The sequence below is a fragment of the Pseudoalteromonas sp. TP27 genome, from assembly GCF_056470645.1.
Map to the genome: position 1 here is coordinate 24,498 of NZ_JARDAK010000017.1, position 19,698 is coordinate 44,195.

Annotated in this window: 15 protein-coding genes and 1 tRNA gene; 9 read left to right on the forward strand and 7 right to left on the reverse strand. The window is 38.0% G+C overall.

All coding sequences use genetic code 11. From position 1 onward, the window contains the following. Positions 1–46: 46 nt before the first annotated feature. Together PX700_RS16845 and dps are read right to left on the reverse strand one after the other, a co-directional pair. Positions 47–2,986 carry a TonB-dependent receptor gene (locus tag PX700_RS16845; protein ID WP_479521354.1) on the reverse strand — a complete coding sequence of 980 codons (2,940 nt, stop codon included), beginning with the start codon at positions 2,984–2,986 and terminating at the stop codon, positions 47–49. A 623-nt stretch (positions 2,987–3,609) separates the two neighbouring features. Then, on the reverse strand, positions 3,610–4,125 hold the full coding sequence (dps, locus tag PX700_RS16850) for a DNA starvation/stationary phase protection protein Dps (protein WP_415636642.1): 516 nt from the start codon (positions 4,123–4,125) through the stop codon (positions 3,610–3,612). Positions 4,126–4,491: 366 nt separating this feature from the next. Between dps and PX700_RS16855 the strand changes: the two genes are divergently transcribed. Then, positions 4,492–5,271 carry a nucleoside-binding protein gene (locus tag PX700_RS16855; protein WP_479521355.1) on the forward strand — a complete coding sequence of 260 codons (780 nt, stop codon included), beginning with the start codon at positions 4,492–4,494 and terminating at the stop codon, positions 5,269–5,271. A 51-nt stretch (positions 5,272–5,322) separates the two neighbouring features. On the opposite strand, the gene PX700_RS16860 is transcribed toward PX700_RS16855, so the two are convergent. Then, positions 5,323–5,493, reverse strand: a complete 171-nt coding sequence (locus PX700_RS16860) for a hypothetical protein (protein ID WP_415636640.1) — start codon at positions 5,491–5,493, stop codon at positions 5,323–5,325. Between the two features lie 366 nt (positions 5,494–5,859). Here PX700_RS16860 and PX700_RS16865 point away from each other — a divergent pair, with 366 nt between their 5' ends. After that, positions 5,860–7,926: a catalase gene (locus PX700_RS16865; protein WP_479521356.1), complete on the forward strand. Its 2,067-nt coding sequence runs from the start codon at positions 5,860–5,862 to the stop codon at positions 7,924–7,926. Positions 7,927–8,037: 111 nt separating this feature from the next. Here PX700_RS16865 and PX700_RS16870 read toward each other — a convergent pair whose 3' ends face one another. Together PX700_RS16870 and prs are read right to left on the reverse strand one after the other, a co-directional pair. Next, positions 8,038–9,633 (reverse strand): nicotinate phosphoribosyltransferase, encoded by a 1,596-nt coding sequence (locus PX700_RS16870; protein WP_415636638.1) that lies wholly within the window; start codon positions 9,631–9,633, stop codon positions 8,038–8,040. Positions 9,634–9,643: 10 nt separating this feature from the next. After that, complete coding sequence (prs, locus tag PX700_RS16875; protein ID WP_479521357.1) at positions 9,644–10,498, reverse strand: ribose-phosphate diphosphokinase; 855 nt, start codon at positions 10,496–10,498, stop codon at positions 9,644–9,646. Between the two features lie 186 nt (positions 10,499–10,684). On the opposite strand from prs, the gene PX700_RS16880 reads away from it, so the two are divergent. The 3 genes from PX700_RS16880 to PX700_RS16890 all read left to right on the forward strand — a co-directional run bounded on the left by PX700_RS16880 (position 10,685) and on the right by PX700_RS16890 (position 14,798). Beyond that, positions 10,685–11,383 carry an NUDIX domain-containing protein gene (locus PX700_RS16880; RefSeq protein WP_479521358.1) on the forward strand — a complete coding sequence of 233 codons (699 nt, stop codon included), beginning with the start codon at positions 10,685–10,687 and terminating at the stop codon, positions 11,381–11,383. A 19-nt stretch (positions 11,384–11,402) separates the two neighbouring features. Further along, a complete protein-coding gene (locus tag PX700_RS16885; RefSeq protein ID WP_479521359.1) occupies positions 11,403–14,099 on the forward strand; it encodes a DEAD/DEAH box helicase in 2,697 nt (898 codons plus the stop codon). Between the two features lie 228 nt (positions 14,100–14,327). Then, a complete protein-coding gene (locus PX700_RS16890; protein WP_197179329.1) occupies positions 14,328–14,798 on the forward strand; it encodes a GFA family protein in 471 nt (156 codons plus the stop codon). A gap of 300 nt (positions 14,799–15,098) precedes the next feature. Here the strand turns inward: PX700_RS16890 and PX700_RS16895 are convergent. After that, a tRNA-Leu gene (locus PX700_RS16895) sits at positions 15,099–15,183 on the reverse strand. A gap of 390 nt (positions 15,184–15,573) precedes the next feature. Here PX700_RS16895 and PX700_RS16900 point away from each other — a divergent pair. The 3 genes from PX700_RS16900 to PX700_RS16910 all read left to right on the forward strand — a co-directional run bounded on the left by PX700_RS16900 (position 15,574) and on the right by PX700_RS16910 (position 17,591). Further along, positions 15,574–16,563, forward strand: a complete 990-nt coding sequence (locus PX700_RS16900) for a fatty acid desaturase (protein WP_479521360.1) — start codon at positions 15,574–15,576, stop codon at positions 16,561–16,563. A gap of 283 nt (positions 16,564–16,846) precedes the next feature. After that, positions 16,847–17,260, forward strand: a complete 414-nt coding sequence (locus tag PX700_RS16905; RefSeq protein WP_479521361.1) for a GFA family protein — start codon at positions 16,847–16,849, stop codon at positions 17,258–17,260. Between the two features lie 109 nt (positions 17,261–17,369). Beyond that, positions 17,370–17,591 (forward strand): hypothetical protein, encoded by a 222-nt coding sequence (locus PX700_RS16910; protein WP_479521362.1) that lies wholly within the window; start codon positions 17,370–17,372, stop codon positions 17,589–17,591. Here the strand turns inward: PX700_RS16910 and PX700_RS16915 are convergent. Then, complete coding sequence (locus PX700_RS16915; RefSeq protein WP_479521363.1) at positions 17,580–18,776, reverse strand: MFS transporter; 1,197 nt, start codon at positions 18,774–18,776, stop codon at positions 17,580–17,582. The two genes, PX700_RS16910 and PX700_RS16915, sit on opposite strands and share 12 nt — an antisense overlap. A 117-nt stretch (positions 18,777–18,893) precedes the next feature. On the opposite strand from PX700_RS16915, the gene PX700_RS16920 reads away from it, so the two are divergent. Further along, entirely contained in the window at positions 18,894–19,676 is a 783-nt protein-coding gene (locus tag PX700_RS16920; RefSeq protein ID WP_479521364.1) for an AraC family transcriptional regulator, read from the forward strand. Positions 19,677–19,698: the final 22 nt, after the last annotated feature.

A 19,698-nucleotide genomic window follows, 5' to 3' on the forward strand; every position in this document is an offset into this window, starting at 1 on the left:
GCGTAAAAAAGCCTGCATAAAAGCAGGCTTTAGTGTCTAGGGGAAATTAAAATTTAGCGCGAATACCAAAACTGAAACGGCGATCAGCTTCAGTGTATTTCCAAGCTCCATCTAGTTCTGATAGGTAAATAGATGGCTCGCCTGTTAAGTTAGTTGCGTTACCTACAAGTGTAACGTTTTCGTTGATATCCCAGCTTGCAGAGAAATCTAACTGGCCTCTGTCGTCACGGTAGTTATTACCGTAAACAGTGCCTTCTGCTGAAATACTGCCGTCTGAGTTAATATTTTCTACGCGTTTTTCGTTTTCAGTATCTAAGAAACTGTCACGGTAGTTATAAGCGATACGAGTAGAGAACCCTTCGTATTCCCAAAATACTTGTAAGTTATATGTATTTTTAGAAATGTCTAATAGTGGGTTGCCGTTTGGTTGTTCGCTGTCTGCATACGTGTAGTTTGCATTAACACCTAAGCCAGAAAATGCACCAGGTAAACTTGTGAAGAACTGTTGGTAGCCCACTTCAAAACCTTGTACTGAGCCGTTTTCACCATTTACATTTTTAACTGTATCGATACCCGTTAGTCCTGCATCGCGCAGACCTGCAACATGGTTAAAGCCATCTGCATCTACTGGGTAGTCAGTCGCATCAGAGTAAACTAGGTTGTCTTGTGAAACACCTGCAACGTCAAGCTGACATACTTGGTTCCATTGAGTTACGTTTTGACCAGTTGAAGTGCTTGAAGAAGCCTGACAGCTGCTTTCGTTACTTAAGAAAGACTCAACATCTTTATAAAATACAGCAAAAGATAGTACGTTACCTTCATCAAAGTAATGCTCTACAGATAAGTCGTATTGTGTTGCGCGGTATGGTTCTAAATCAATAGAGCCTTGCGTTGCGCCTGTAATATCGTTATTAACGTCAAACGCAGGGCTTAGCTCGCTAAAGTCAGCGCGACGCATAACTTTTGCAGCAGCAAAGCGGAATAATGTTTCGTCTGAGTAGTTATACGTAACGTTTAAGCTTGGTAAAAAGTCGCTGTAGTCATTGTCGCCAGTTACTTTTTCGCCGTTAAGGAACACGCTTGATTCTAAATCTGTAGTCACATAACGACCACCCACAATCGCAGTGATGTTATCAAAGTCTAAGTAAGCCGACACATATACAGCGGCTGTATCTTCAACTACGTTACGGTATGCACTTTCTTGAAACTCTTGATTGTCTGAAAGACTCCCTGTTGACGCTAAGTTAGTACCTGCAAGTAACTGCTGAAGTTGAGCATAAGTATTTGCAGGGTTAGATAAACCGTTATAGCTTAAAAATGTCAGTAGATCGTTTTGACCCGAAGTACCTAATTGGTCAAAAGAGTTGTCGTGGCTAACGGTTGTAAAGCTATCTGGAAATGCAGCATTAAAATCATCAACCCATAAAGTAGCTAATGAGCCATCTGAGTCATTAAATGCATTTTTGTAAATGTCTTTAATTTCTACCTTGTATTGCTCGTATTCGTAATCGCGGTTAGTAACACGTACACCTGCTTTTACTTTAGATACCCAGCTTAAGCTGCTGAGAGGTTCAAACATTTCAACATCAAAACGAATAGCCGTTTCGTCATTGTCTGTTCTTTTGTCTTCACTTTTAAACGTACGTAGTGCTAAGTTTTGTGGGTCAGTAAATGCATTTGGATCTGAATGAATGATGCTTGGTAATTTATTACCGTCTTGTGAAAATACACCATCGTATAAATGGTTTACTAAATCAACGCCACCACTTGCTTCAAATGTTGATTTTTCAATTGGACGTAAAGTAAATTCAGAATCAGGTCTAACGCTTTCTGACGACGCAACAGCAATTTCACCAGAGATTTTAATGTTATCAGTCAGGTTCCATTCGGCCCCAAGTGCATTTGAGAACGAGTCAGTTTCGCGAAAGTCACTGTACGTTTTAGGGATACCAAATTCGTTTGTTAGCGTGTAATTATTGACGCCGTTAGCATCTTGAGTTGTATTTGCATCTGTTGATAATGAACCTGCTACACCTAAAATAGAATTACCACTTTGATTACCTGAGCGTTTAGTGCCACTTAAATCAAGATACACCATGCCATTACCAGATTGCGGTGCCCACTGAAGAGATAAATTTACAGCAGTACGCTCACGTTCTTCTACGTATTGTTCAACGCTATGTTCATCACGCACAATAGCATTACCGCTTGAGGTATTGCCTTCTTGACCGTTAATCTCGATGTCTTGAGGTTTTACACGACTAGATGTTTCATCTTGGCGAAGTTCACGATCTTGATATGAAAGCATAACAATGGCACCAAAGGTTCCCATTTCATCAAAATCCCAGTTGTTGCCAATTGAACCACTAAAAATAGGCGCTACGTTTTCAGTTTTATCAGCGTATTCTGCATCTATTGACATGGCTGCCGTTAGTTTATCTAATTCTAATGGGCGGACTGTTCTTAAGCTTACAGTACCGCCTAATGCGCCTTCGATCATATCGGCAGTAGGTGATTTAACAACTTCTACCGTTTTTAAGAAACTTGATGGGAAATCTTGAAGGCTTATACCATCGCGAGAGTCACCAATGGTAGAACGACCATTTAATTCAACACGGTTTTGCGGTAAGCCACGAATAGAAACACTGTCACCCACACCAAAATCAGAGTTAATAGATACACCGGTAATACGTTGTAGCGCTTCTGCAATATTATTATCCGGTAATTTACCTATATCCTCAGCAACAACAGCATCAACAATACGACCATCAGTACGTTTAAGCATTGCTGCTGCTTTCATACTGTTAAGAATGCCTTTTACTTCAATAACTTCTATATTGTCATCAGCTGCGGTTGCAGTGTTTTCTGCTTCTTGCGCAGCTAAAGTAGAAGAAGCCATTAATAAAAGGGCTGCAGCACTGATTGTTGTAGAGCTACTTCTTTTGTGTTTATTAATTAATGTTGAAGTAATTTGATTGAGTTTCATGTATCTCTCCCGTTTGGGTACGACTTACGTCATTGTGTGTATTGTTATCTGGCTTGGTTAACCAATTCAGCTTCTTTTTTCTGCATTGTGTAATACAGGTGGTATGGTTGAAATTAGTCCAATTCAGCTTTTATTACAACCTTTGTTTACCAAAAGTTCACAACTTGTATTACAAAATGCTGTTTTATTTTTCTTATATTTAATAATTTTAATGACTTAGGTTGCTTTTTATTTTTTTGTATTTTGAATGAATTTTATTAAAGTATCTTTACCAAAGGTGTTTTTTTATATTATTTGTACTATTTAATGCGGGTTTAGATGCTATTTTGAGCTTTTGCGATGTAATTTTATACATGTTTAGTTTGCTTTTTAAGTGATGTTAAAAATAATGAGGTATTCATTAAAGGTTGGGTATGGCTTGTAAACTTGCGATGTAGTGAGGAGTATAAAGTCATTCAATTTTATTTTGGTTACTTTTTTGGTAATACCAATTTTCTATTGTTTTTATATGAACTTTGTATTAGAGCTTACTGATACACATCTATATATCATTATAAATAGAGTGATTTTTACGCAAAAAAAAGCCCAGCATATTAATGCTGGGCTTTCTTAGATTAAATATATTAGCTTTTTAGCTCGCCTGTAGATGATTCTAAGTGAGCGCGAATAAACCACTGAAATTGCTCTAAATCGGCTAATTGGCTGGTGATCATATCTTCAGACACCGGATCTAGTTCAGAAAGAGTTTCAATTGCTTTGCGGTGATCGGCATTAACGCCGTTGTATACTTTATCAAGCGCAGCTAAATGTTCGGTTACTAAACCTTTACCTACAGAGTATTCTTTCCATGTGCGGCGATCGACAATTGATTTAGGCGTACCAACGGGCACTCCACCAAGAGTCGCAATTCGCTCTGCAATTGTATCTGTCATTTCGCGAACAATATCAACCTGAGGGTCTATCATTTCGTGCACGCCAATAAAGTTAGGGCCAACTACATTCCAGTGAATATGCTTTAAAGTAAGTTGCAAATCGATTAACGCAACCATGCGATTATCGAGAGTTTCAATAGTGCTTTGCGCGGCTTCATTGTCCATACCTGGTGCAGTAAATTCGGCTACTTTATTTGTATTACTCATAATGTCTCCTGTTATGTGATTTTGTGCCTGTAGTTGAAATAACTCTACAAACATAACTTGAGCTATATAAAGCAATGCTTGTGCCGAATACTGTAATTTAACCTGTAAGCCTTTATTTAAAGGGGATGGCTAAACTCAAGCCCTATTAATTTAAGTACTATCCTGGTTTTTTTTATGAAAAATATGCATTTAATTGTAAAATTTGCACAGAGTCTCATGCTATTAATGGATGGTAAATTTCGATTGATTTTATTTATTTAATTAATTTATTAAAAATCACTCTTTTTAATAACGCCCACTCTTTAGTTAGTAAATGCTCACTGGTATACTCCTGCCGCATTTTAACTGGAGTTATGTTAGCAACTTATGAAATTTATAAACACACTGTTTACTGCATACATACTGCTTTTGTCTCACTCTGTAGTGGCACAAAATTGGAGCGTTACGCAACTGCACACAAATTTTGGCGATGCTTTAAATCCTTTCACAGGGGAGTCGTCTTTTACACGTACTTATACTTTAGAGCATGCATCTGAGCATGACTTAGGCGACAACTACTTTTTTATAGACTTTTTAAACGATAGCCTTACCGATGGTTTTCAAGATACGGGTATTTATGGCGAGTGGTACACAACACTTAGTTTATCTAAAGCACTTGATACTTCATTAAGTTATGGCCCAATAAAAGATACAGGTTTAGTGTTTGGTATTAATGCAGGCGAAGAAGGCTTAATGAAATACACGCCAGGTGTAAAACTAAGTTGGGATGCCCCTGGGTTTGATTTTTTAACCACTACTTTTGCAGGGTACATTGATGCTAACGGCGGTGTACAAAAAGATCAGCTAGCTAAACAAGATAATAGCCTTTTTATAGACCTTGCATGGGGCGCACCTTTTTCGTTTGGTAGCCAAGCATTTTATTTTACCGGCCACGTTGAATATATTTCGGGTCGCGATGATGAGCTTGGTAATAGTGTAAATGAATGGCTTTTAGCGCAACCTGCAGTGCATTGGGATGTAGGGCAAAACCTTAACTTAAACCCACGCGAATTAATGGTGGGGATAGAGTGGCGCTACTGGTATAACAAGCTCGGTACTGAAGAAATTGAAAATCAGCCTTTTTTACACGCTATTTGGGTGTTTTAATACTATTAAAGTGAATAATATCTAAGGCTAGGGCCTGCTTATCTTTCGATATTAGCTTACATGGTTTGAATATAGTGCATTAATTAGCGCTGCTAGGCGTATCGAAGCGATCATTATAATAAGTAGTAATATTGCAAAGCTCCATTCGTTAGCAGTGATTCTAAACATCGACTCGAGTGAATAGGCAAGTGTTGGTTTGTATCCTTTTTTGATCTCCCGCACTACATTGTATAAGCCATAGGCAAACGCTAGGCTGATTGATACAAAGTAACGGTGGCAGGTAGAATAACTAAATTGGTATGAGTACCAGCAAATATAGCGCTATAAACAACAGCGACAGAAATTAAAGTAAAGATTAATCATTTAAATTAAAGGTACTTTTTAAAGCGTCCTTTTTATGATCTTGAAAAACTTACAAGGCTCTGTAAGTTTTTCTATTTTTGACACCACTTATTACTCACTTTTTTACCGTGAATCGCTGTTTTTACTGGCTTGATTAGCTGGTCTTTATTTTGCATTTAGTGAAATTGCTTTTAGCTGTTTAAGCAAAAATTTATCCACTAACTAATTTGTAATGAAGGACTAAACATGGCTGAATCATTTAAATACGCAGGTAATAAAGGAAAAGGCGGCGAGCTACATCAAAGCGCATCAGATGGCTACCCAACAATGACTACAGCGCAAGGTTGCCCTGTGAGCGACGATCAAAACTCGTTAAAGGTAGGTAAGCGTGGCCCAGGTTTAATGGAAGATCAGGTACTTCGCGAAAAGCTTTTTCATTTTGACCACGAGCGCATTCCAGAGCGAGTAGTTCATGCACGAGGTTACGGGGCACATGGGTACTTTGAAACCTATGATTCTCTAGAGGAATTAACTAGCGCCGATATTTTTAAACGTAAAGGTGAAAAAACACCTGTGTTTACGCGCTTTTCTACTGTTGCCGGTAACAAGGGCTCTCCGGATTTAGCACGTGATGTACGCGGTTTTGCCGTTAAATTTTATACTCAAGAAGGTAACTGGGATTTAGTGGGTAACAATATTCCGGTGTTTTTTATTCAAGATGCTATGAAATTTCCTGATTTGGTTCATTCGGCTAAAGCTGAGCCCGACCGAGGCTTTCCGCAAGCGCAAACCGCACACGATAACTTTTGGGATTTTGTAAGTTTATCGCCAGAATCAATGCACATGGTTACATGGGCAATGTCTGATAGGGCTATTCCGCGTTCGTTGCGATTTATGGAAGGTTTTGGGGTTCATACATTTAAGTTTATTAATGGCGAAGGTGATGAAAAATACGTGAAGTTTCATTGGAAACCAAAAGGCGGTATGCAGTCAGTTGTGTGGAACGAGGCACTTAAATTAAATGGCGCAGATCCTGATTTTCATCGCCGCGACATGTGGGAGTCCATTGGTAATGGTGACTACCCAGAGTGGGAATTAGGTGTTCAAGTATTTGATCAGCAGTTTGCTGATGAGTTTGAATTTGATGTGTTCGATGCCACTAAACTCATACCAGAAGAGCAAGTACCCGTTAAAATAGTGGGGAAAATGGTGCTTAACCGTGTAGTTGATAACTTTTTTGCAGAAACAGAGCAAGTTGCATTTTGTACTCAAAACATTGTGCCAGGGCTCGACTTTACTCCAGATCCTCTTTTACAAGGGCGTAATTTTTCATACCTTGATACGCAAACAAAGCGCCTTGGTGGCCCTAACTTTACACAGATCCCGGTTAATGCACCTAAGTGCCCAATGAGACATTTTCAGCAAGATGGTCACATGGCAATGCAAAACCCTAAAGGACGTGTTAATTACGAACCTAACTCATGGAGCGCAAGCGAAAATAATCCTCGTGAATGCCCTGCACATGGGTTCAAAAGTTCATCAGAACAAATGAGTGGTGACAAGCTACGCTATCGCTCAGACACATTTAGTGATCACTACAGTCAAGCTCGTCAGTTTTACTTAAGCCAAACAGAGGTAGAGCAAGTACATATTCAATCTGCGTACGTGTTTGAGCTTTCTAAAGTTGAGCATGTACCAATACGAGAGCGTTTGGTATCGCATTTATTAAATATTGACGAAACCCTCGCAAACAAAGTTGCCGAAGGGCTTGGTTTACAAGAAATGCCAGACCCAGCTGAAGCTGCTATGCCCACACGTAAAGACCTACCTGTATCTGACGCGTTAAGTATTTTGAAAAATGCGCCAAATACATTTAAGGGCCGCAAATTAGGTATTTTAGTGAGTGATGGCTTTAATGCAGAAATTTTTGAATCGGTTACTAATACACTTAAAAGCGAAGGCGCAAACTTTGAAATTATTGCCCCACAAGTTGGCGGTGCTAAATGCAGCAAGGGTAAGCACTTTGAAGCCGATCAGGTTATAAATGGTGGACCATCGGTTTTATACGATGCGGTACTTGTACTCACCACTGAAGAGGGAGCTGAAAAACTAGCAGCTATTGCAGAAGCTAAAGACTTTGTAAGTGATGCGTACGCACATATGAAATATATAGGCTTTACAAGTGAAGCTAAGCCATTATTTAAAGCAGCAGGCCTTGATGGAAAAGCGGATGATGGTTGGATTGATTTAGCTAAAATATCGGGTGAGACATTTATTGAGTCACTACGTAATCTACGTTTTTGGCAGCGATAAGTATTTATTCGGAATATTATTTCTAAATCTATCTAGCGTTAATTTACTCTTAAAATTAAAAGCCGTTGTATTGCTACAACGGCTTTCATTTATTGTGCCAATAGATAAGCTTTAAATTTGCTTATCTATTACGCTTCTTATTTCACTTAGCGTGGTTTCTTTAATTATTTTACCATCTTCAAAAACAACTTCTAATAGACCTTGTGCTTCTTCTTGCTCGGTTACGTCATCAAATAAAGTGAGTTCGCCATTTACTCTGTCTATTTTTAAGAGTCCTTTAGCTGATTTTTTCTTTGAATCAGTTTTTGGGTCTTTAAAAATAGCTAAACGTTCACCCGCTTTAACTACACTTGTTGCTTTTACTGCTGAGCCGTGAGTATCACGCGTTACATATTGATAGCTGTATGAACCAATACCAAGTACTACTTTTGAAGCGAAGCCTTTATCCATTAAGCGTTGTAAAATTTGGCGTTGGCGAGTTAGTGTTATTGCGTCACCATAAATAGCACCAATATGATCATCAAGCAGTTTATAGCCTTTAGATGTTGTTGTGCCGCCAAATGTTTCCCAAAGACATTCTATAAGCCCTTTAACTTCACATTCCATCAGTTCAATAGTGTTGTTATCTTCAAATCCAAAACATTGACCGTTAAAGTAATACGCTTCATAACCTTTATTAATAACGTCAGCTTGAGCTTCTTTTTGTGTTTCAAATAACTCATTGTAATCAGATACCGGTGAAACTTTGTAACCTGTTAATACTTTAACAGGGTCGCCTGAGTCGGGGCGTATAACTAAGGTGCCATCGCGCGCCATTATTTCGCTTTTTAACTGAGGTAAGTAGTCAGTAACAAGTGTCCAAAAGTCCCATGTGTCAGACACAACACTTAAAATCCCTTTCGGTGATTGCTCTTTCATTAAGTATTTAAAAAACTCAATTTCACCTTCCATTATCCATGAGCAAGTTACTGAGTGTTCAGTTGCATCTACAGAGCAACCAACAAGTTCGTTATCTACATTTGCCCCATAATATTTTTCAGCAAATAAAACAGCAGGAATGGTATCTGTGCCTACGAGCCCTGATGCTAAGTGGCCAAAACCACTCATTGCTGCAGCATGTTTGCCAAACATACCTCTAAAGCTAAAGTCATGTCCCTGAAATGGTACAAACTCCATAGGCATCCCTGTTTTTTGTGCAAATTCTTTGAATACTTTTAAATATGCAACAGAGGTTGTAGTGCTGGTTTGTATTGGCCAGTTTTCGCAGCTCAATACAGTTTCAATCATATTCGTTAGCCATTGAAAGCCAGCTTTAGTATTTACTATCGTCATAGGCGGAACTAAATAAGGGACTAATGTTCCTTCTGGCAACGCTTTAATTTTTAACGGTAAGTAACCTAAATCATGTAAGTCTTCTAAATACTTCACATCAACTGTATAGCCAAGCATTGAGCTCATTATACGTTTATGGTTAGCAACGGCAGTTGCTTTATCTACTTTAAAAAACTCATCCCATTCTTCTAAAAGGTAGCTTTTAATAAAGTATTGAAGGCCAACAAATGCTACTTTATTGTTGTTTTCTATGTTGCTAAGTTTTCCGCTTCTTGATGTAAAGTTCGCATATACTTCACTTACATCAGGGTGATAAGCACGGCTATGAAATTCTTTATAAACATCTTTTTGCATACTTGCAGCTGTAATAGTCATGGTGTTTTCCTTACATCTCAATTATTTGTAAATTAATGGTGTTACTACTTTTAAACTCGTTAGCCGGTTTAAACGAATCAGTTGTATAAATACGCTCTATTAGGCCTTCAAAAACATCAAGCCCCTTTGAAAAAATGCCATGAGTTATAAAAAGAGAAATTTCAGCAGCGCCGTTGCTTTTTAGTACCTTCGCAAGTTCGATAAACGTTCTGCCGCCATCACAAATGTCATCAGCAATAAGTACGTTTTTGCCTTTAACATCGCCAATAATTTCTGTTTTTATTATTTCGCCTGTTTTTAAGTTTCTTACTTTTTGAGCTTGAATAACGTTAGGTACACCATTGAATTTTTCTGAAATTTTAATCGTTTTTTTACTTGCCCCAGCGTCAGGAGAAATAAGCGTTAGTTCGCCTTTTGCTAAACGTTGGCTAAGCTCTTCACAGCGTCCAAGTAATGAAATTTGCTCAATATTAGTTACTCTATTAATTAAAGCAGGGGATACATCACTATGCGCATCCCAAATAGTTACTTTTGAAAAGTGTAAGCTATTAATAAAGTTTGCCATAACAGCTGCGCCTAACGCTTCTCCTTCAACGCATACTCGGTCTTGGCGTGCGTAAGGAAAATAAGGAATAACAAGTTCGATTGGCGTACTTTCATTTGTTAATCTTTTTAACGCATCAACAGCAATCATTAATCTAACCATTTTTGAAGAATTGGTTAGTCGTTCAAAAATCTCTATTTTGATAGAGTCTGAAAAATTAGCAGTGTTGAATCTGACATGCTCTTCACCACCTGAAAAAGCAAAGTGATCATAATCAACTAACGATTTACTTCCTGTTGAGTCATAGCTAAATACTTTCATTTTTTGTCCTTTTAATGTTTGTGTCCTAGTGACACAATTAAGTTATCAAATGTACCTATAGTAATCAAGCTATTTTTTAAACTAACTCACTGAACTTATGTAATGTCTGTAATTTTACTGTAGGTTGAAATTGAGATGTGTTTAATTTATTGTGTCATTAAGACCTTAACTTAATGTGAGAACGCTGTGACTAACCATTACGATATTACTGAATACAAAAACCCATTATTTACAGTCGATAGTGTGTTATTTACTGTTAAGAACGATGCTCTAAAAGTACTGATGGTTAAGCGTGCAAATGAGCCATTTAAAGGTCGTTGGGGGCTACCTGGTGGGTTTGTTGATGTAGATATTGACGATAGCGTAAGTATGACGGCGCTTAGAAAGCTTAAAGAGAAAACCAGTGTTGCGCCTCACTATTTAGAGCAGTTGCAAACATACTCAGGTATTAATCGTGATCCGCGAGGGTTTAGTGTCACTTTAGTGTACTTTGCATTAATAGCAGAGGCACAAGTATCAACCCATATAGAAACGGTTGATGATGCAAAGTGGATAGATATAGATGAAGTAAATAATTTGCCTGTGGCTTTTGATCACAAGTATATTATTGAACAAGCTAAAGCGCGTTTAAAACAAAAAGCGTTGTACTCAATGGCGCCGGTTTATTGTTTGCCAGAGCATTTTACCGTAGGGCAATTTAAGTCAGTCATTGAAACCATTATAGGTAAACCTGTTCAGCGTAAAAGTATAATAAGGCGCATTGAAGCTGCTGATATGTTTGAAAAATTAGATAAAAAAGTTAAATCTGGCGGTCGCTTAGCACAGTTATACAAAGTAAAAGCCGGCGTTGATATTGTAAATTTCGAACGTAATTTAAGTGTCTAACTTTAAATGGAATTAAATTTTGAGTAGTAAAAACGTCCTGTCGTATTATCGCGATTGCTACAAAGAAGATAGCGCGGATTTAAATTTATGGAATTTAAATAAATTAAAAAAAGAGGATCGCCTAGTACTTGAAGGGCGAGATGATTTAGGCTCAGGTTTTTTACCACGCACTCCAATCCCAACAGAATTTGCTGAGCAAATGATGAAACGCGTTGAGGTGTATCAGCGAGAACGAGTATTACTTTATGCTCGCTTTATGTTCGTTGGCAACATAGAAGTTAAAGGTGAGGTAAAACAGGTTGTTTCGCCTATTTTATTTAATGAAGCCGTTATTGAAAAAGATCAGGGTGATTATTATTTTTCACTACATCAGCCACATCCTGATATTAATGAATCACTTACTCAACTTTTAATGCCAGAGGTTAATAAGCTTGCAAATATTGATGAAACGACTGATATTCAGTCAGCTTATTTTTGGACTTCACTATTAAAAGAAAGCCCGTTAGGGCTCAATGTATTTGAGCTTTTAAACTACCCTGAACTTGCTAATTATAACGAAATAAAAAAAGCCTTAAAAAGTAAAACCCCAACACTTTTACCTGCTTCTATGCTGGTTTTTGTTGAGCGCTCAAATAGTAGCCGAGGTGTTCTGCATGAGCTAGAAGAAATCATTGAATCAGATGAACTATCACCGCCTATTAACGGTTTAATTGACACTTTGAAGCCTTCAATTAAAAATAAAAACTTGAAGTACGATTATTTGCCTGGGCTATTATCAGCTTCGCAAAAGAAAGTTATCTCAATTGCCGCAAATATTAATTTAGGCTGTGTTTCTGGGCCGCCAGGTACGGGGAAAAGCTACACCATTGCAGCGATTGCAGCCGAGCATATGGCCCGAGGAGAGTCGGTGCTTATTGTTGCAAACAACAACCCGGCACTTGATGTAATAGTTGATAAACTTGATGAAAACTTTGGGCTAAGTGACGTATCTATACGCGCCGGACAAAAAGAATTCTTAAAAAATTTAAAAGACTATATTGCTGATTTATTAGCTGGATATTTAGCTGACGAACACGACAACTCTGTGCTTATTGAGTCTGAGCTAAACAAGCTAAATACCTCATTAAATGAATTAGAGTTACGTTTTAGCCAATTTTGTCAACGAGCAATAATCAGAGGGAAAAGGCTCAAGAATCTCGAAGAGAAAGAGATTAGATGGCTTACAAATTTATATATTCGGTTTGCGCGACGCGGTATTCAAAAATTAGCAAAGCAATGGTCTTCGTTAGAGCAAATAAATACGCAGCAAATTAAAAGGGAAAAGCTGGCGAGTAGTTATTTAAACGCGTTAAAAAATAAAAACCTCAAAGCACTAATTGATACTCAGCGTAAATCGTTAAACGCATTTAACCAAGCTATTCGTAGTCGCACATCTAAAAGACAATTTGAGCTTTTTGATAGTATAGAATACGAGGCTTTATTATTGGCTTTTCCGGTGTGGCTCGTAAGTTTAAATACCTTGTATAGAGTACTACCGTTAAAAGCCGAAATGTTCGACTTAGTTATTATTGATGAAGCCACGCAATGTAATATCAGTAGTTGTATACCTGCACTTTATCGTGCAAAAAGAGCGATGATTGTGGGCGACACTAAACAGTTAAGACATTATTCTTTTTTGGCAAAAAGTAAAGAATCTCAACTGATGGTTAAAAATAATGTGAGCCTTAGCGATGGCGGCATTATGAGCTATCGTGATAACTCTATTTTAGATCTGACCTTAAATGCATTAAACGATAATAAGCAACTGGCATTTTTAGATGAACATTTTAGAAGCAAGCCTGAGTTAATTAATTTTAGTAACGAACATTTTTATCAATCAAAGTTAAAAATAATGCAGCACAGACCCTGTACAAGTACGGGTAACTTACTGGTACAACGCGTTAATGGAACTCGAGATAGTTCAGGTATTAATCATCTTGAGGCGGGCAGTATTATAAACACGATTAAGCAACAAATTGATGACGATAAAAGCGCAGGGATCAGCCATAGCATTGGGGTTGTTTCGCCTTTTAGAAACCAGGCTGACTATATTGCTAAAGAAATAGAAGTTCACTTTAGTGACGCTGAAATAATAAAGCACAACATTAGAGTGGCGACCCCATTTGGCTTTCAAGGAGAAGAGCGAGATATTATACTTATCTCTTTTGCGGTTGATAATAATGCAAAAAGAGCGGCCGCTTATATAAATAAAGCGGATGTGTTTAATGTGTGCATTACACGGGCAAGGCAAAAGCAATACGTATTTTTATCAATAAATGAAACACAATTACCAGAGCATTATTTACTCAGGCGCTATTTAAGTTCAATAACACAGTTTAAAGCGATTCATAATATTACATCGGAAATAGATGAGTTTCAGCAATGTGTTATTGATGAGCTAACACGCTTAAAAATAGAAACGTGGGCTGGTTATACAATAGCTGGAACGGATGTTGATATTTTGTGCCGCCACAATGGTCAATACCTCGCGATTAATTTAATCGGCTTTCCTGGACCGTGGGCTGACTTTTTTGAGCTCGATACCTATAAATTATTTAGCCGCGCTAATATAGAAATACTACCAATTAGTTATGGATTATGGATTGTCGATAAAGGTACATGTATACAACATATTGTTAGTAAGCTTAAAGTACAGTCGTCAATAACTTTACTATAAAATAACAACGTACCTTCAAAGGTTCTAATAAAGAACAGCTACATGGTAATTTAAATAGCTATATAACGTTTTTTGTATTATGTGTTTAATTTACTTACGGGGGACGAGTTACCATAAAAGTCTATAGCATGCCTATTTATAGAGAGCGAATCACTACTTTTAAATTCAACTTCGAAAGATAGACGTGTTCTATAATAGTTTACTCACAAATACAAAATTGGATTTATTATGAAGTTAAACGGCTCTTGCCACTGTGGTAAAGTAGAATTTACCGTCAACTCAAAGCACCCTTATCCTTACAATTTATGCTATTGCTCTGTATGCCGTAAAACCGCAGGTAGCGGAGGTTTTGTTATTAATTTAAGCGCAGAGTATAAAACGCTTGAAGTGCAAGGGCGTGAACACATTACCATTTATCATGCAAAAATAGGTGATAAAACCAGTCCGGCAGAGCGCCATTTTTGTAAGCATTGCAGTACAAACTTGTGGCTATACGATGCACGCTGGCCTGAGCAAGTTCATCCGTTTGCAGGTGCTATTGATAGTGAGTTACCCATACCGCCAGAGCGCACTCATTTAATGCTTGGTAGTAAAGCAAATTGGGTAAATGCGGCCATTAACGAAGGTGATAAGCAATTTGAAGAGTACCCTGATGAAAGTATCGCTGCTTGGCATCAGCGCTTAAACTTAGAACAATAAAATAGGTATGACCTAAAATGCTGCGCTTTTAGCTTTGTAGCCATGAGTTATTGGATTGATAGTTATACCAATTCCAATAAATAGCTGATCTATTTTACTTGCTAAAACAACCCATTTCTTTGTTGTAAATTTCGCAAAGGGAACAACCATTTACATCAATTTACGCCTAGAACTGAATTGTTTTTTCGGCGTAAAATTAAGATCACATACTTAATGGAATTGGTATAAGCAGATTGGTATTACTAGCCAAATTCTAGACATAAAAAAACCTCAGCCAATAATTAGCTGAGGTTCAAAAAGTGGTACCAGCGGCCGGACTCGAACCGGCACTCCTTTCGGAAGGGGATTTTGAATCCCCCATGTCTACCAATTTCATCACGCTGGCATAATTTTTCTTTAATCTTTTAAATATAAAAAATAAAGAAAAACCACTTAAAATAAAAAGGATACTTATATACCTCTTATTCTGTATCCGCATTATACAAACAATAGAGGGAGCAGCAAGCATTTTCTTTTGTTTGTAATAACAACTGGTTGATAATTAATCGTTTGTAGCAAGGAGACTCCATTGGTAAATTTTTTAAGTCTTTTTGGCTGATATATAAAGCGAATACTTTGGGTTATGAGTGCTATTAAATTTGTTATGCGATTGAATAAATAAATAATTGAACTATTGGTAATAGTTAATCGTAATATAATAATTATTTCCGCTTTATTCCGATATTGCGCTTAATTCAGGTATTATTTGCGCAACAAGGTTTTTAAGACATTATATATGACTCAATTAAGTGCCAAACAGAACATTCAAGCGATTGTTAAAGCTATCAAGGCAGAAGAGGCATTACTTCGCCAAAAGCATTCATTACTTGCACATCAAAATACCTTAGGGTTAATCATTTTATTGCTGTCGCTGAGTGCTCTTATTGGCGTTGGGGTTTTATATTATTTAGCCATAATACCTGCTTGGGTGTGCATAGTGCTTGCGGCTATTGCTGCGTCTATTTCCCATGAGTTAGAACACGATCTTATACATAAACAATATTTTAGTAACCAGCCGTTCATGCATAATTTTATGATGCTAACAGTATGGTTAATGCGGCCAAATACTATTAGCCCATGGTACCGACGTAAAATGCATTTACACCATCACAAAACCTCAGGCACACAACAAGACTTAGAAGAGCGCTTGGTGGGCAATGGTATTAAAAATCCATTTATGCGTGCGCTAGTTATTATGGATGGGCTATTAGGGTTAGTTATTTCTACTAAACGTTTTAGAAAAGAAATTAATGGCTTTAGTTTTTCGAGTGTTTTTAATGCGGGGTTTCCGATAGCTACTGCGTACTTTACTGTTTTATACAGCGTTATTGTGTTTCATATCGTGGATTTATTTATACCACTTTCGCTAAATTCACCTAGCTGGGTACTAAGCACAATGAACGTGTTTGAATTTTTAATGGTCGTGCTTGTTGTGCCTAATATTATTCGCTCAAGTTCACTTAATTTTGTTACCTCAAGCATGCATTACTATGGCGGCGTTAATAATATGCTTGAACAAACACATGTACTAACGAGTCGTTTATTTATGCCGTTTCACTTGTTTTGTTTTAATTTTGGTAAAACGCATACCATCCATCACTTTGTACCAAATCAGCCGTTTTATTTACGCCAAATGCTAAGTGAAAAAATACTTAAAGTGATGCAACAACATAACGTGCGCTTTAACGATTTTGACAGCATTAAAAATGCCAATGCATTTAAATAATTACCTCCAACATTAGGGGAGGTTTTACATTGCTACTCTTATTTTATAATTTGAACGCACCACGTTACGCTATTAGCTTAACGTGGTATTGCTGTTTTATTTAAAACATCGCATCATGTTTGTAGCACTTGCTCAACTTTGAAAAATCACGCCAAAGAATTAAACATCTAACCGAACATACCAATGAACCGGCGAGCAGTTTTTTTATATTTTAAAAATAATGAATCGATACTGCCGGTCTTATATCCCGATTCAATCTTCATAAGCATTAAGGATTTAAATAATGAAAATTACTGGAAGCTGTTACTGTGGTGAAATTAAATACCAAGCAGAATCTCAAAACAATAATGCACTTGTTTGCCATTGTAGCGATTGCCAACGTATGTCGAGCGGCCCATTTAGAGCAGTTATAATTGCAGAGCCAAATTCGGTTGTGTTTACCCAAGGAGAGCCAAAAGAGTTTGTTAAAACAGCGCAAAGCGGTAACAAGCGTGCGCAAGGTTTTTGTGGCACATGTGGTACAACGCTTTACGCAACTAACGAAGCTAAAGCTGACCGTGTATATGGCTTGCGTATTGGTGCGGTTGATCAGCGTGATGAGTTTACGCCAACAGCACAAATTTGGGCTAAATCAACATTGAGCTGGTTGGGTGGCTTACACGAAGTACCTGCGTTTGATACAACCCCACAAAACTAGTTAGTTGGGTTATTAGTAATACTGATAAAAAATCACTTTTTAGCAAGCGGTTTGAAATTTATTTAACCAAATGACTGTCTACTTATAAGTCAGTCATTTGGAGAATAATATGTGTAGTTCACCTAAAAGCAGCCGTGCGGTAAAAAAAACAGCCATTAGTTTTAATGATGAGCTTACTCAAGAACAGCGCCTACGTTTTGCTGCAAAAGCTAATTTAGCACAAGAGCGCCGCGCACAGCGCGAAGTAACTAATAAACGCTACGAGCAAAAGCATACTAGCGGTAAGCCTGCATCTGGTTTTTTTTCGTGGTTACAACAGCTAGTTAACTGATTTAGCTAACGTGGTGTTTTTACCACTACCTAAGCCGCATAGCGCGCATAATACGCCTGCAATAGCACATAGCCATAATGGCGCAGCCCAACTTCCCGTAGTCGTATGTAATGCACCTGCAAGCATTGGCCCTACAGCGGCGAGTAAATAACCTACACTTTGCGACATACCCGAAAGCGATGCTGCTTGTTGTGAATCATCAGTTCGTAAACTAATAAACGACAGCCCCAATATAAAACATGCTCCAGAGCAAAAGCCCAGCATTAAGGTCCACACAAAGGCATAGTTAGGCATGTAAAGCAGCCCCAATGCACTAAGTGCACTGAGCATAGCTAAAATAAAGCTAAGCGCGCTTTGATCTTTTAATTTTGCCAATAGGGGGATTAATATTAAACCCGGTAATGCAGTCGCAATTTGAAAAGCCCCATGATAAGCACCCGCTTGCGTAGCACTTTGGCCTGCTTCGGTTAATATGCTGGGCAACCACGTAATAATTATATAATTTAAAAAGGAGTTTAAACCCAACAGCAGGGTAATTTGCCACGCTAGTACATAACGCCATACACTTTTTGACGTGTCAGCGTGCTGAGCAATACTGGCAGGTTTTGTGTGTTTACTTAATTGCGACATCCATACAATAATACTCGCCAGTGTAATAAGGGCTGATGAGCCCAGCGCAAGTTGCCAGCCTAACCCGTTTAACTGACTCAGCGGAAATACTAAGGTAGAAAACCCGCCCGATACAACGCCCATTGTAAGCACGTAGGCCGAGGTCATTAACGCAATTTTCCCTGGAAAATCGCGTTTAATTAAGCTCGGTAATAATACGTTTGCTACAGCAATACCCACACCAATAATAGCGGTACCTACAAACAACATAGCTGAGGTATTTATTACTCGCGCCGCAACGCCTGCAAGTATAAATAGCAAAGCTACAAATAAGGTGCGCTCAAGACCCTGTTTCTTAGCAAGGGTTGCCGCCATTGGCGATACAACCGCAAAGGCAATGAGTGGCAATGTTGTTAAAAATCCAGCTTGCGAAGCACTTAACCCAAAGTGATTAATAATTTGTTCAAGCACAGGTGCAATACCTGTAAATGTGGCGCGTAAGTTTGCGGCAATAAGTAATATGCCAAGCACAAGTAATATGCCAGCAAAACGTGATTTAGGTGTGTTATTTAACAAAAGAGAAGGCCATTAAAGTTGAGTTGTTACTAATACTTAATGGGCGCTAGTATAAAGGCTTAGTAAAAACTATAATTTAGAGATAATGACATTAAATAACTAAAAACAGACAAAACTATGTTTGAACCGATTGGCTGGGATGAAATCAGAGATTTTGAAACTATGGCGCAACCCATTATTGCCAAAATAGAGGACACCCAAGCGAGTCACGAAATTCCCCTGCATACTCATCCAAAAGGGCAATTAATTTTAGCGCTGCATGGTTATGTAACATGTGAAGTGTCGGCAAAAATGTGGATGGTGCCTACGCACAGTGCAATTTGGATCCCCGCAAAAAAGATTCACAGTAATAGAGCGTCTGATAACGCAAAGCTTTGTCATTTATTTATTGATAGTAGTAAAAACGGTATGCCATTAAATACCTGTACGTTAGCCATTACGCCGCTGGTTAAAGAGCTAATGTGCGAACTAGCAACACATAATCAGTACTATGCTTTAAACAGTAAAACGGCACGTTTAGCGCAGGTATTATTTGATCAACTTATCGATATGCCAGTACAACCCCTGGACTTTGTTTTATCTAATAACGAGGTAATTCAAGCCATGAGCGATCAGCTTATAAACAAGCCAAATAATCGAAAAACGCTGCCACAATGGGCCAAGCAATTTGCATTAACTGAGCGCACGTTAGCGCGGTTAATTAAAAAAGAAACCGGCATGACATTTGGAAAATGGCGTACACAATTACATATAATTACAGCCTTAAAGGCGCTTTCTGATAAGCAAAGTGTGCAGCAGGTGTCTGAGTTATTGGGGTATGAGTCGGTGAGTGCATTTATTACTATGTTTAAAAAGGTGATGGGTAAATCGCCCATGAAATACATGAGCGATTTAAATTAGCTTAACCCTTAAATTAACGCAT

Excerpts from the sequence above, each read along its gene's own strand:
- PX700_RS16845 (WP_479521354.1), bottom strand. The coding sequence starts at position 2,986 with ATGAAACTCAATCAAATTACTTCAACATTAATTAATAAACACAAAAGA.
- dps (WP_415636642.1), bottom strand. The coding sequence starts at position 4,125 with ATGAGTAATACAAATAAAGTAGCCGAATTTACTGCACCAGGTATGGAC.
- PX700_RS16855 (WP_479521355.1), top strand. The coding sequence starts at position 4,492 with ATGAAATTTATAAACACACTGTTTACTGCATACATACTGCTTTTGTCT.
- PX700_RS16865 (WP_479521356.1), top strand. The coding sequence starts at position 5,860 with ATGGCTGAATCATTTAAATACGCAGGTAATAAAGGAAAAGGCGGCGAG.
- PX700_RS16870 (WP_415636638.1), bottom strand. The coding sequence starts at position 9,633 with ATGACTATTACAGCTGCAAGTATGCAAAAAGATGTTTATAAAGAATTT.
- prs (WP_479521357.1), bottom strand. The coding sequence starts at position 10,498 with ATGAAAGTATTTAGCTATGACTCAACAGGAAGTAAATCGTTAGTTGAT.
- PX700_RS16890 (WP_197179329.1), top strand. The coding sequence starts at position 14,328 with ATGAAGTTAAACGGCTCTTGCCACTGTGGTAAAGTAGAATTTACCGTC.
- PX700_RS16900 (WP_479521360.1), top strand. The coding sequence starts at position 15,574 with ATGACTCAATTAAGTGCCAAACAGAACATTCAAGCGATTGTTAAAGCT.
- PX700_RS16905 (WP_479521361.1), top strand. The coding sequence starts at position 16,847 with ATGAAAATTACTGGAAGCTGTTACTGTGGTGAAATTAAATACCAAGCA.
- PX700_RS16910 (WP_479521362.1), top strand. The coding sequence starts at position 17,370 with ATGTGTAGTTCACCTAAAAGCAGCCGTGCGGTAAAAAAAACAGCCATT.
- PX700_RS16920 (WP_479521364.1), top strand. The coding sequence starts at position 18,894 with ATGTTTGAACCGATTGGCTGGGATGAAATCAGAGATTTTGAAACTATG.